The organism is Rhizobium sp. K102 (assembly GCF_022385315.1).
Taxonomy (GTDB): domain Bacteria; phylum Pseudomonadota; class Alphaproteobacteria; order Rhizobiales; family Rhizobiaceae; genus Rhizobium; species Rhizobium croatiense.
Genome location: NZ_CP092438.1, coordinates 248,031 through 260,587, shown reverse-complemented (window position 1 = coordinate 260,587; position 12,557 = coordinate 248,031). Strand labels below are relative to the sequence as shown.

At 60.6% G+C, this 12,557-nt stretch carries 9 protein-coding genes and 1 pseudogene; 5 read left to right on the top strand and 5 right to left on the bottom strand.

Annotated features, from left to right (window positions below; all coding sequences use genetic code 11):
* Positions 1–4 precede the first annotated feature (4 nt).
* The gene (locus MHI61_RS31835; RefSeq protein WP_239793456.1) at positions 5–1,642 is read right to left on the bottom strand and encodes an extracellular solute-binding protein; all 1,638 of its coding nucleotides are present in this window, start codon (positions 1,640–1,642) and stop codon (positions 5–7) included.
* Positions 1,643–1,983: 341 nt separating this feature from the next.
* Between MHI61_RS31835 and ugpC the strand changes: the two genes are divergently transcribed.
* The 3 genes and pseudogenes from ugpC to MHI61_RS31820 all read left to right on the top strand — a co-directional run bounded on the left by ugpC (position 1,984) and on the right by MHI61_RS31820 (position 5,000).
* The gene (gene ugpC, locus MHI61_RS31830) at positions 1,984–3,051 is read left to right on the top strand and encodes a sn-glycerol-3-phosphate ABC transporter ATP-binding protein UgpC (protein ID WP_239793455.1); all 1,068 of its coding nucleotides are present in this window, start codon (positions 1,984–1,986) and stop codon (positions 3,049–3,051) included.
* 207 nt (positions 3,052–3,258) lie between these two features.
* Positions 3,259–3,585, top strand: a complete 327-nt coding sequence (locus MHI61_RS31825) for a hypothetical protein (RefSeq protein ID WP_239793454.1) — start codon at positions 3,259–3,261, stop codon at positions 3,583–3,585.
* 151 nt (positions 3,586–3,736) lie between these two features.
* A pseudogene (locus tag MHI61_RS31820) lies at positions 3,737–5,000 on the top strand (DUF4010 domain-containing protein).
* Between the two features lie 63 nt (positions 5,001–5,063).
* Here the strand turns inward: MHI61_RS31820 and MHI61_RS31815 are convergent.
* Positions 5,064–5,648, bottom strand: coding sequence for an isochorismatase family cysteine hydrolase (locus tag MHI61_RS31815; RefSeq protein ID WP_239793453.1), 585 nt, complete (start codon positions 5,646–5,648; stop codon positions 5,064–5,066).
* Positions 5,649–5,800: 152 nt separating this feature from the next.
* Complete coding sequence (locus tag MHI61_RS31810; RefSeq protein WP_239793452.1) at positions 5,801–8,173, bottom strand: EAL domain-containing protein; 2,373 nt, start codon at positions 8,171–8,173, stop codon at positions 5,801–5,803.
* A 124-nt stretch (positions 8,174–8,297) separates the two neighbouring features.
* On the opposite strand from MHI61_RS31810, the gene MHI61_RS31805 reads away from it, so the two are divergent.
* Entirely contained in the window at positions 8,298–9,104 is an 807-nt protein-coding gene (locus MHI61_RS31805; RefSeq protein ID WP_239793451.1) for a transporter substrate-binding domain-containing protein, read from the top strand.
* Positions 9,105–9,213: 109 nt separating this feature from the next.
* On the opposite strand, the gene fdhA is transcribed toward MHI61_RS31805, so the two are convergent.
* Positions 9,214–10,404, bottom strand: coding sequence for a formaldehyde dehydrogenase, glutathione-independent (fdhA, locus tag MHI61_RS31800; protein ID WP_004674667.1), 1,191 nt, complete (start codon positions 10,402–10,404; stop codon positions 9,214–9,216).
* A gap of 616 nt (positions 10,405–11,020) precedes the next feature.
* On the opposite strand from fdhA, the gene MHI61_RS31795 reads away from it, so the two are divergent.
* Positions 11,021–11,455, top strand: a complete 435-nt coding sequence (locus tag MHI61_RS31795) for a hypothetical protein (RefSeq protein WP_239793450.1) — start codon at positions 11,021–11,023, stop codon at positions 11,453–11,455.
* Positions 11,456–11,637: 182 nt separating this feature from the next.
* On the opposite strand, the gene MHI61_RS31790 is transcribed toward MHI61_RS31795, so the two are convergent.
* Positions 11,638–12,543, bottom strand: a complete 906-nt coding sequence (locus MHI61_RS31790) for an EamA family transporter (protein ID WP_239793449.1) — start codon at positions 12,541–12,543, stop codon at positions 11,638–11,640.
* Positions 12,544–12,557 lie beyond the last annotated feature (14 nt).

Here is a 12,557-nt window from a genome sequence, read left to right as displayed (position 1 = left end):
AGGGTCAGAGCCCGAGGCTCGCCCGATAGAGTTTCAGCTGGCTGTCGCGGCCGATCTGGTCGGTGATCTTTTCCCAGGCCGCCGCAATTGCATCCGCGGTCTCCTGTGCTGACTTGTACTGTCCGGCAAAACCTTTTGCCAATTCGTCCTCGGCAACGGAGTAATATTGGAAGATGCCGGGGATGCGCGGTTCGATCGCAGCATTTGGGTGGTTATAGCTGTCCGCGTTCGAACCCAGATAGTCCTCGACAAAGGCGCGGTCGTAACCAGCCTTTTCCCATTCGTCGTAGTTGAAGTTGGACTGACGATAGGGCTGGAATCCCGAGGGATAGGCCGAGGTCCAAAGCGATAGATCTTTGCCGCCGAGATGGGCTGCCGCAGACCACGCTGCCTTGCGCTTCTTCTCGTCACTGGAGACCCGCTTGGTGACGTAGATGCCCCAGCCGAGATAGGCCATGTTGGGCGCTTCGTTATACTTCTCTTCCCATTGTCCGGTCTTGCGGTTGTAGACCCGGTTGGAGCCGCGGTTGATACCGAAGCCGACCACATCGCCGACAACTGAGGAGTCCGAAGTGCGCGCGCTGGAGCCGACGTCGCCCCACCACATCAGCATTGCGCCCGTGCCCGCCAGGAACTGCGAGAAGGCCGTTGTGTTAGGATCCGCATTGATCTGATCGGCCGGATAGGCCTTGGCGGCGATCAGATCCAGCACATCCTGGATTGCCTGGACCCAGGCGGGGTTGTTGACCAGCGGCTTCATGTTTTCGGGGTCGAACAACCACGCCGGGTCGCCCGGATATTTGGCATAGGCGGTCGCGCGGTTCTCGATGAAATAGAAACCGAAACCGCCCCAGCCCTTGAGCGGATCGAGATAGCCGTAGGCCGGCTGGCCGGTCAGCGGATCGGTTTTGCCGATCAGCGCCTTGGACGCCGCGTTGACGTCCTGCCAGGTCTTCGGCTCGGCCATGCCGCTGATCGAGCCTTCGCCGAAGTAATCCTTACGGTAGGCGAAGGTGTGGCAATCGCCGTCGATCGTCACGCGATAGGTCTTGCCGTCCCAGGTGCCGACCGGTGGCTTCAGGTAGTTCACCAGGTCGTCGGCTTCGATCTGCTTTGCAGCCCAGTCCGGCATCTCGTCGAGAAGCCCGCGTCCGGCGGTGTCGCCTTCGAAGGGTGCGCCCATTTCCAGAATGTCGTAATCAACTGTGCCGGTGGCGATCGACTGCTGAAGGCGGGCATTGTAGTCGGCCTGGGCAAGGTCGATCCAGTTGATCTTGGCGCCGGTATAGGCTTCCCACGGCTTCAGGAAGCCGCGGAACAGGAAGTTGTGAAGGTTCTGGTTGTTGAGCCCCATGAAGGTCAGCTCGACCCCGGCGAACTCGCCCTGCTTGACGTTGGCCTTGGTCGGACCGAGGCAGAGCTCACCGACCTTCTGCCAGTCTGCATCCGTCGGCGAGCCCTTGCCGACCCCGGGTATCTGCAGGATCTGGGCGCGCAGATCATCGGCAGCGAACGCCATTCCGGGAATTCCGCCGACCGCGCCGGACAGCCCGAGCAGAGCCGCTGCACTTGCCGTTCCGCGCAGAACGTCACGGCGGCTTGCCTGACGGCGCATCAGCGCATCGTATATTTCGACTTTCATATCTTCCTCCTCCACGCTTCGTTGGGCTGGTGCCAGCCGGTCTTTCCGAACTGGTTCCGGTCCGATTTTTGGACTGGTTTCGTGCAGAACTATCTGGTAAGCAAGAAAATGAAACGTTTCATAATTCTTGCTTGAAACCGCTCCTCTCGGTCTCGCCATCGAGCATTAGACGGCAAGCGGCAAAAGTCAATATGAAATGAAACGTTTCATGGAGGAGGTCTCACGGTCTCTCGGACAGCGGCGGAACGCGGTTGCCTCGAGCCCAATGCCGTGGATATTGTCAAGCGACGCATATCCCTTGGGGCCGCCCCTCGGGTGGCCGGAAAGCGATTGGGAGGCATATGGCTGAGGTCAATATTTCGGAGGCGCGCAAGGCCTACGGCGCCTTAAATATTCTGCACGGCGTCGATATCGAAATTCGCGACGGCGAGTTCGTGGTGCTGGTCGGCCCGTCCGGCTGCGGCAAGTCGACTTTGCTGCGCATGGTCGCCGGCCTCGAAAGCATCACCGGCGGCACCATCTCGATCGGCGGAAAGGTCGTCAACAATCTGCCGCCGAAGGACCGCGACATTGCAATGGTCTTCCAAAGCTACGCGCTTTATCCGCACAAGACCGTTGCCGAAAACATGGTCTTTGCGCTGCGCCTGCAGAAGCAGCCGGCCGATGTCATCAAACAACGGCTGCAGGCGGCGGCCGAAACCCTCGACCTCGTGCCCTATCTTGACCGCTATCCGCGCCAGCTTTCCGGCGGCCAGCGGCAACGCGTTGCGATGGGACGCGCCATCGTCAGGTCCCCGCAGGTCTTCCTGTTCGACGAGCCCCTGTCGAACCTCGATGCCAAGCTGCGCGTGCAGATGCGCAAGGAGATCAAGGAGCTCCACCAACGGCTGAAAACCACGACGATCTATGTCACCCATGACCAAGTCGAAGCGATGACGATGGCCGACAAGATCGTGGTCATGCAGGGCGGCAAGATCGAGCAGACCGGAACGCCCCTGGAGCTCTACGATCGTCCGCGCAATACGTTCGTGGCGACCTTCATCGGCTCGCCGTCGATGAATCTGCTGAAAGGCCACTATAAGGCCGATGGTGCGGTGTTCGTCACCGAGACCGGCGACGAGATTGCGCTCGGCTTTGCGCCGGAGGCGTCCGATGGACAGGCCGTGCTTCTCGGCGTGCGGCCGGAACATCTGTCCCTCAGCCCGGGCGGCCTGGAAACGACCGTCAACGTCACCGAACCCACCGGCCACGAGACGATGGTGTTTCTGCGCTACGGGTCCGGCGAGCTTGTCGCGGTGCTGTCCGAACGTCACGATTTCGAGCCGGGGCAGGTCGTGACGATAGCGGCCCGGCCGGGCAAGCTTCATCTGTTCGATGCGGAATCCGGCAAGACGCTCCGGCGGGATTGAATTTTTGGTGTCTCGTCGATCTGCAGGCCTAGCGGTAAAATAGCCCATGGTCTCCGCGGTCTCGACAATGCAGCCCAGCCTTGCTTGATCTTCGCCAAAGCGAGACCGATTTACATCGTGTAAGCTGCTTCTTCACATAAGAGTGGCTGTGGACTTGCGATATGGAATTTCAGCGAGCGGAGGCCTATCATCGGTTTGGAGGCTTAGATGCTTTCGACAGAGCGAGATTTAAAGCGGGGCGGTGAGCGTTTTCCCATTCCTTCGCAAGGCGAAGTCGAAGGCAGGCTTTTGATGTTCGAAGTGGTTGCCGTCACCTGCCTGCAGGAGCTTCTCGCAAAAACGGATTCGCATCTGGTTTTCAGGCTTCGCCGAAAGCTCATTCGCAATCTGAAGGAGAGGTGCTCGCCGTTGAAGCTCTGTGCAGACGACGAAAAGGCAGCAAAAGAGTTCGCGCTCCAGCTGTTCAGCGCCGCTCTGGAAGCGGCAGAAGCCGGGGTGCGAACCGGTAGCCAAAATCCGCAGAAGACCCGCTAGGAATAACTGCTCCAGCTCATCCTCGCCCTACAATCAATAGCGCCGCCTGTGGGGGGAGTCCAGGAAGATGGATTGAAATAGACGGTTGTCACGACATATCGAATAGAAGTCTCCTCGGAGGCCAGACGACTGGCGGTACCTGGATCCGCGCATGATGACATCAATCATGATGGCCGATGCATTCCAACGTCTCAGCCTCGCGCTGGCGATCGGCATTCTCGTCGGTATCGAGCGCGGATGGCGCGGGCGCGAGGCCGCACCGGGCAAGAGGGTGGCCGGTATCCGCACCTATGGCCTCTCAAGCTTCCTCGGCGGCTTTTGCGGTTTCCTGCAGCCCATCAGGGCCGATCCTGCCGACGGCCATCTTCGCATTTTTCTGTATCACGATCCTTGGCTTCAGCGGCGTGCAGGCACTGCGCGAGCGGGACTACAGCGCGACCGGCGCCATCGCCGCGATAACGGTTTTTGCGCTCGGCTTCGGCGCCGTCGTCGCGGACATGACGACCACCGCGGCGAGTGCGGTCGCCATGACGGCACTTTTGGCGGCGCGGGAGCCGCTGCACGGATTTCTGCGGAAGCTGACCTGGCTCGAGCTGAGAGCCGCCTTGATCTTGCTGACGATGACGGTCGTCGTTCTTCCAATTCTTCCCAATGAGGCCGTCGATCCTTGGCAAATGATCAATCCCTTCGAGCTGTGGATGCTGACCATATTCGTGGCAGCGGTTTCATTTGCGGGCTATGTGATGATCAAGCTCAGCGACGCCAGGGCCGGACTGCTGCTGACGGGTGCCTGCGGCGGTATCGTCTCTTCGACGGCCCTGACGCTTTCCTTCGCGCGTCAATCGAAGCAGATGTCGGCGCTCTCACCGCTGCTTTCGGCCGGAGCGATGCTGGCGGGGGCCGTATCCTTGAGCCGGGTGCTATTGATCTGCAGCGTCATCGCACCACCAGCGGTGCTGATGGAGCTTGCGGCATTCCTCGGACCAGCTGCCGCGGTGCTCGCCATCGGCGGCGGCCTCGCCGGCTTCTCGCCGCGCTCCGACGACGGTCCCGACTTTTCACCGAAAAATCCGTTGGAGGTGATGGTCGTATTGCGCTTTGCTCTTCTGCTCGCCGTCGTGACCATCGTGACGCGCGCGACGTTGGCATATTTCGGAACGCAGTCGCTGCTCGCCGTTGCCTTCATCACGGGCCTGGGCGATCTTGACGCGATAACCCTGTCGATTGCGAAGCTCCCGTCGTCAAATGTGCCGGCGGATGCGGCCGCGCATGCGATCGCGGTCGCCGCCTTCGCCAATCTTCTTGCGAAAACCGTTCTCGCGGGGATCGCGGGAAGCTTGGGCTATGTGGTTCGGCTGGGCGTCGTGAGTGGTATTGCAACGCTCGCCGGCGTTGCCGGCTTGCTGCTGACCTAAAGCGCGTCGCATCATTATGATTCATGCGACGCGCTTTACTCTTTACCTCTGCTCGAAACCTTCTCAACCGAGGCCGCTCAAGAACTCTTCCGTCTCCATGAGTTCCAGCTGGACGGAAAATCGATCGTGCAGCAGTTCCAGCGACGCGTCATAAGTGTCGTCGGCGCTGCTGCAGACGGCGTCCTTCAGCACGATAACGCGATAGGCAAGATCGATGGCGCCAAGCGTCGTGGCGAGCACGCAGACATCCGTTTCCCCGCCGGTGATCACAAGGGTGTCGACCCGCTCCGACTGAAGACTCGCATGGAGGCGGCCGTCGATCCAGGGCGAATAGGTGCGTTTGTCGAAGTATCGCGCCGGCGGAACAAGCGAGGCCAGCGAGGAAGCCAGATCGACGAGCTCGGGCGGGAGGTGATCGCCCGTCATCATCCACCATTTCTGGTAATAGTCGCGCCATTTTCCCGGCATCGCATCTGGATGCTGGGGCGGCACGAAGCGGGTAAAAATCGTCCGGGACGGATGCCGGCCGGCAAGCTCCTCGATCTGTGGAGAGATCCGAACCATCCAGGGCACGTGCCATGGGGTGTCTTCGGCAAACATGCGCTGCATGTCGACGCAAAGGTGCCGCCACTCGCCGATCCCACCCATCAGATCCTCCTTTCATCTTCGGGCGTCAACCGCTGCCCGGAACGAAAGTTCCCGCGTGGTGGAAGATCAAAGGCTCTCAAACATGTCGCGCGAAACCGGGCAGCGGTTTTGCGTAAAACAAGAACTAAGGAGAGCGAATCTGAGACGCGTTTTTAGGCAATGGCTCCCGAAGTGATCGTCCGTGATCCGGCGCCGCTCTCCGATTTGGCGAAGCCGTCGAGTTCGTGGAGAGGTACCGGTTTGGAGAAGAAATAGCCCTGGAGATCGGTGCAGCCGAGGGCGGTCAGAAAGTCGCGCTGATATTCGGTTTCAACCCCTTCTGCCGTCGTCGAGATGCCGAGATTGCGGCTGAGGGTGACGATCGCGCCGATGATGGCCGCTCCGTTGGCTTTTGCGCCGAGCTGCGAGACGAAGGAACGATCGATCTTGATGCGGTCGATGTCGAAACGCACCAGATGGCTGAGGCATGAGAAGCCGGTCCCGAAATCATCGAGGGAAATCTGAATGCCCCGGCTGCGCAGTGATTTCAGTACCGTATAGACATCCGAACTATCCTCGATGAGCGAGGACTCGGTGAGCTCGAGCTCGAGGCGGGACGGCGGCAGGCCGGTCTCTTCAAGCACGGCGAAGACTTCTTCGGCGAAATTTGGTCTTCTCAGCTGGGCCGGCGACACGTTGACCGCCACGAAGGTGTCTTCAGGCCATGTGCAGGCGGCCCGGCAGGCTTCGCGCAAGACCCAGAAACCGAGGGCGTCGATGAGGCCGCCCTCTTCGGCTGCGGGGATGAAGCTCGCAGGGGTGAGCAGTCCGCGCTGACTGTGACGCCAGCGCACGAGAGCCTCAGCGCCGGAAGCCGAATATCCGCCCTCGGCGCGATGCACCGTCTGGTAATAGACCTCGAGCGATCCGAAATCCGGCTTGCTGCCGCCTGGGCCGGGTTGGGGATTGCCAGCGGAGGGGGCCGTGCCTTTGGCCAGAACTTCGCGCAATTCGTTCTTGAGAATGTCGCGCGCATTTCTGCCGCCGTCCATGGACGGGGAATAGACGCGCCACTGGCCTCTCCCGCCCATCTTTGCCTCGTAAAGTGCGACGTCGGCATAACGCATGACGTCATCGGCATTTCGCCCGGCATCCGGCACGATGGTGACGCCGATCGAGCCGCCGACCCGGGCGACCGCTTCGCCCCTCAGAAGCGGGAAGGGCCTGCCAAGTTCGGCAACGATCGCGTCGCATATGGACCGCAGGATTTGGTCGTCATCCTTGATGTCCCGGAGAAGCACGGCAAATTCGTCACCTCCGAGCCGGGCGAGCGTATCATCAGGACGAAGGACGGAACGGATCCGCTCGGCGGCCATCCTGATGAGTTCATCACCGGCGGCATGGCCGAACGTGTCGTTCACCGCTTTGAAGCGGTCGAGGTCGAGAAGTGCTACGGCCGAGCGCTCGGTCGAATGCCGCGTGTCGGTCAGACATTCCTCGAACCGCATGGCGAACAAAGCGCGGTTGGGAAGGTCGGTCAGCACGTCATGCAAGGCAAGCTGCCGTGCATGCAGCTCGCTTCTCTTCAATTCGCCGAGACTGCTCCGCAGCCGTACCAGCAGCACCGAAAGCAGCACGGCGATCACCAGGGCGGCAATCGAAAGCGCCGGCATCAATCGGCCGATCACCCGTGAACCTGGAAGATCGGGTCGCCATACGATGAAGCCGATCGGTTCACCATTTGCCGTCGCGTCGATTTGGAAAGCGACCTCATTTTCGTCGGCATCGGCCGTGCGGGCAAAGCGCGCGCCGTTGAGGCCCTGCTGCCGGCTCAACTCGTCGAGGGCCGCACCATCGAGAAACCGCACGACGATCAGGAATTGCCGCATCGGCTGCGGCTGTCCATCGGGAGCTTCGTTGATGGCGACGATGCCGACGATCGTCGGCCGGCCTTCCAGCCGCATCAGATTGGCCAGCGCATGGTTGGGGCGAACCGCGCTCGCCCGACGGCTTTCCAGCGAGGATGGCGTTCGGTCGCTGAAAGTCGGACTTTGGCGTGCCGAAAGACGGCTATCCTTGAGGAGCGGCAAAAACAGAGGCTTCATCCAGCGATAGCGTTTTTCCGTTTTCGCGTCGGTCAGCATGCTCAGCTGAGCCTTTTCGTCCACGACAAAGGCCTGATCATATCCGAAGGCGGACATTGCGGTTTCGCTGATTGCGCTGCCGGCCGCCCCGGTCAGAACCGTATCGAGGCTGGAGGAGACACCTGCCGACCGGGACGCGGGATAAACGCGGGCGAGATAGCCGTTGCCGAACTGACCGATGACATGGGCGACCTGATCGACCTGTTCGCGCAGACGCGCATTCACCAGCTGACGCTGGCGATCAAGGGCCGCAGCGTCGCTTTCGGCTCCGGCCCAGAGCGCCGATAGCACGACGAGTCCAATCGCTCCGAGCCCGCTGATGGCGATCAGAAAGAGAATTCTTCCCGAGGCGATCCAGGACTTCTGGAACGTGTTGGAGCTGGATGGAACAACTATATGCAAGCCTGGACCCCTGGACACCACGATACGGGCGCATTCGTCAACGCTAACAAATAAGCGTTCACGTAGAATTAAAGGCTGCGGCGCACTATAGGACGAGATCGATCACGCCCAGGGAGTTCCGGCGATGTTGCGAATATCCATTCAGACTTTATTGCGCGGCGCGCTGATGGTGGGCGGGGTGGGTGTCGTATTGGCGGCGGTCTCGCCGCTGCCGGTGGCCGCGCAAGAGCGAATGCCGCTGAGAGTTGCCGTCGAAGGTGCATTTCCGCCCTTCAACTATCTCGATGCGAATAACAAACTTCAGGGTTTCGACATCGATATTGCCAATGCCCTTTGCGAGACCGGCAAGTTCGAATGCCAATTCATCATCGAGAAGTGGGACGACATGATCCCCGATCTCGTTGCCGAAAAATACGACGCGATCATTTCATCGATGTCGATGAGCCTCGAGCGGCGCCAGAAAGTCGCCTTCACTGAGAAATACTACAACAGTCCGTCAGTGTTCATCGCTCGGAAGGATTCGCCGATCAGTGACGTCAGCCCCGCCGCCCTCAGTGGTAAGAAGCTCGGGGTGACCTCTTCGACGGCGCAGGAATCTTACGCCAACCATTACTATCCCGACATGAGGAAGACGGTATTCCGGTCATCGCCGGAATTGTACAAAGGCCTGTCGGATGGGCGCGTCGACATTATCCTGGAGGATAAGCTCGCCATTTACGACTGGATCGCCAATACGAAGGCGGGAACCTGCTGCGCGTTCAAGGGGCCGGATCTGGTCGACGGCACGTATTTTGGCGAAGGTGCCGGGATTGCGGTGCGTCTGGACGACAAGGAGCGTCTTGCACGACTGAACGAGGCGTTGAAGACGATCAAGGAAGACGGGACTTATGACATGATCAATGCCAAATATTTCCCGTTCAGCATCGAGTAGCAGGCAACAATATTTTCGTGTGACTGATGCGAGATGGCCGGTTCTTCCGGCCATCTCCGTTTTGAGCAAAAGCGCGCTGCGGCACACTCTTGCACGATATGCTTTATCGTCAGGCGGCTTTCGCGACCTCTCCATGCGGGTCGAGAACAAATTTCGTCGCCGCACCGTGGTCGAAGCTCTCATATCCCTGGACGGCTTCGTCGAGCGGGATGACCTTGGCGTTGACGATGTCGGCGATCGGCAAGCGGTCGTGGAGGATCGCCTGCATGAGCTGGCGATTATATTTGAGCACCGGCGTCTGGCCGGTGTGGAAGGACTGCGCCTTGGCCCAGCCGAGGCCGAAGCGAAGCGAAAGATTACCGTGTTTGGCGGCATTGTCGACGGCGCCGGGATCCTCGGTGACGTAGAGGCCGGGAATGCCGATCGAGCCTGCGGCGCGGGTGATCTCCATCATCTGGTTGAGCACGATCGCCGGCTGTTCGCCGCCCGAATGGCCGCGTGCCTCGAAGCCGACCGCGTCGATGGCGCTGTCCACCTCGTTGCTGCCGACGACCTCAGCGATCATGTCGCCGAGACGATCGCTCTTGGAAAGGTCGATCGGTTCGAAACCGACCTTGGCCGCATGCGCCAGGCGGTCCTTGTTGAAATCACCGATCATGACGACGGCGGCGCCGAGGATGCGAGCCGAAGCCGCAGCCGCAAGACCGACGGGGCCGGCGCCGGCGATGTAGACGGTCGAGCCGACGCCGACGCCGGCGCGCACTGCGCCATGAAAGCCGGTCGGCAGAATATCGGAGAGCATGGTCAGATCGCGGATCTTCGCCATTGCCTTGTCGCGATCCGGGATTTTCAGCAGGTTGAAATCGGCATAGGGGATCGTGACGTAGCGCGCCTGGCCGCCGATCCAGCCGCCCATGTCGACATAGCCGTAAGCGCCACCGGCGCGGGCTGGGTTCACGGTCAGGCAGACGCCGGTGTCCTGGGATTTGCAGCAGCGGCAACGGCCGCAAGCGACGTTGAACGGTACCGAGACGATATCGCCGATGTCCAGCATCTCGACGTCGATCCCTTTCTCGATGATCTCGCCGGTGATTTCGTGACCGAGGACCAGGCCCGGCATCGCCGTCGTGCGGCCGCGGACCATGTGCTGGTCGGAGCCGCAGATGTTGGTCGAGATTACTTTCAGAATGACGCCGTGTTCGATGCGGCGACCGTCGGGCGCTTCCAGCTTCGGGTCGTCGATGTCGCGAACTTCGACCTTGCCCGGCCTCAGATAAACGACGCCTCTATTCTTGCTCATGGATTCCTCCCATTTGTTGAGTGCCTCGATCTGCAGCCGATGCAGCCGATGGCAATGCTTTCCTCCGGTCTGCCTCCTCTGCAGTCCGGTATTCACACGCCGCATCGGGCGATGTTCGAATTTCGCAGATAGGCGGGGACAGACTGGATCGAGGAGAGAGTGAGTACGATAGGGCTGGCCTGCCGCGCTGCTCTCGTCATCGCCGCCGCAATCCGTAGATCTGCTGCGAAAAGAGCTGATTTAGGGCTACAGAACCTCCTTTCGATCCTTCTGGATATCTTTCCGGATAACTATCCGGTCGTTCCTGAGGATTTCAGTCCTTTACCACCGTGGCGGCGTGCCGGCGGCCTGCCTGCCATACTTCATGTCGCTCGCTGGCGCGGCAGCGCCGTGAACGTGACAAGAAAACCATGCCTGACGAAAAACAGAGCCCGGAAAAGCGACACGGGTGCCCCTCAAGACGACAATCGGCAAAGTCGTCGCCCGCGGTCTCCGGTAATCATATCTGTTCGGCGCGGCAGATGCCGTTTCCAATCGTGATTGGACATCGGCTGCGTCCTGAGCCACGCTGTTTTTGGGAGCGGACCGTCTATTTTTCCGAAGATAGGAGGCCGGAATGGAACAGCATGCACTGGAGCAGCTGAAAACAGTTGCGAAAATCAGCACGAGCATAAAGCCCCTTGAACTGACACGGCGCGAACGCATTGAACGCTGGGCCGAATGTCTCGAACGCAGCCCCAAACAGTTTTTGAGGACGCTTCACGAGACAGAGTATCAGCCGATCGCAGATCGGCTTGCCCTGAGGGGTGACGACACCCCGATCTCCGTTGCGTTCGCTGATCCCATTCTGCGGGCGGCCGGAATGGAAAATGACAGCTATGGAGAAGCCAAACGGTTCTTCGAACTCGGTGACGAACAGTTGCACGAGCTTGTCTGCTTCTGTCATTTTGGCGAAAGCGTCAGCGCGGCAGCAGTCGCTCGCCGCGTGCGAAGGATCGCAGATCCCAGACCAAGCGGGTTTTTCGCTCAGCTTCGTGCGTTCTTTGGCTAAAAAGGCCATGACGCTGTAAGGCTGGCATTCGCTGCGACGTGAAGCGGCCTGCCACGGCAGTCGGCAGGTCACCCGCCTCGGCAAACGCGTACAGGACCAGCGCAAAACGGTTGTTCCGGTGGAACCGAGGATAGGCCTCGCGCTTTTCCCGGCAAACCGCTACGCGCTTCGCTGGAATTGCCCTAGCCGTCGTAAGACCGCCGGCCTCGGTTGAAGTCGACCGCGGTATGCCAGAACACAGCGCCGAGGATGATCGCGCCGCCGAAATAGGTGGCGACGGGCGGCTGTTCTGAAAACAGCAGCCAGACCCAGAAGGGCGTCAGCACGATTTCCATCGTGCCGATCAGCGCGGCTTCCGCCGGCGGCATCCGCTTTGCCCCGGCGAGGAAGAGCACCAGCGCCAGCGAGAAATTGGTGGCGCCGAAGGCGGCAAGGACGATCCAGTTGTGCAGGTCGAGCGAGCCGACCGAACCGAACGGCGCGAAGATGACGAGGGTCAGGAAGGCGCTGACGACGGTCGGCGGCAGGCTCGGCACGCTGGGATCGATGCGCGGAATGATGATAACGAGCGCGAAGGACGCGGTCATGCCGAGCGCCAAGAGGTCGCCCCAGCCGGTGCCGCCGCCGATCGACGAGGCGACGATGACGCCGACGCCGAAGAGGGACACGGCGCCGGCAATCATCGTCCGCCTGGCAACCCTCTCCTTGAGGATGAGCCAGCCGAACAGAGCCGCGATGAAGGGCGTCGTCGCATAGATCATCGTCACATTGGCGACGGTGGTCATGTAGAGCGCCCCGATGAAACATCCCTGACTGAACGTCTGGCATGCGATCATCGCAAGACCGGACGGATGGAAGACGGAACGCCATTGCCGCCGCGAGATGCCCCCTTCGAGGAAAAGGCAGGGGATCAGCAGGAACAGGCCGCCGAACAACGACCGCCAGGCGATCGCCGTCCATACGTCGGTCGTGAGTAGCCGCGAGTAAACGCCGCTCGCGCTCCAGGCGAGCGTCGCGGCAACGGTGAGAAGCACACCCTTCTCGTGCTCGCTGCCTGCGAGGCGTGCAGTCGGATTTTCAATGGTCACGCAGAGATTCTCAA

Bases quoted from the DNA above. Each gene is read 5' to 3' on its own strand.
- MHI61_RS31805 (WP_239793451.1), top strand. From the start codon at position 8,298: ATGTTGCGAATATCCATTCAGACTTTATTGCGCGGCGCGCTGATGGTG.
- fdhA (WP_004674667.1), bottom strand. From the start codon at position 10,404: ATGAGCAAGAATAGAGGCGTCGTTTATCTGAGGCCGGGCAAGGTCGAA.
- MHI61_RS31825 (WP_239793454.1), top strand. From the start codon at position 3,259: ATGCTTTCGACAGAGCGAGATTTAAAGCGGGGCGGTGAGCGTTTTCCC.
- MHI61_RS31795 (WP_239793450.1), top strand. From the start codon at position 11,021: ATGGAACAGCATGCACTGGAGCAGCTGAAAACAGTTGCGAAAATCAGC.
- MHI61_RS31815 (WP_239793453.1), bottom strand. From the start codon at position 5,648: ATGGGTGGGATCGGCGAGTGGCGGCACCTTTGCGTCGACATGCAGCGC.
- MHI61_RS31835 (WP_239793456.1), bottom strand. From the start codon at position 1,642: ATGAAAGTCGAAATATACGATGCGCTGATGCGCCGTCAGGCAAGCCGC.
- ugpC (WP_239793455.1), top strand. From the start codon at position 1,984: ATGGCTGAGGTCAATATTTCGGAGGCGCGCAAGGCCTACGGCGCCTTA.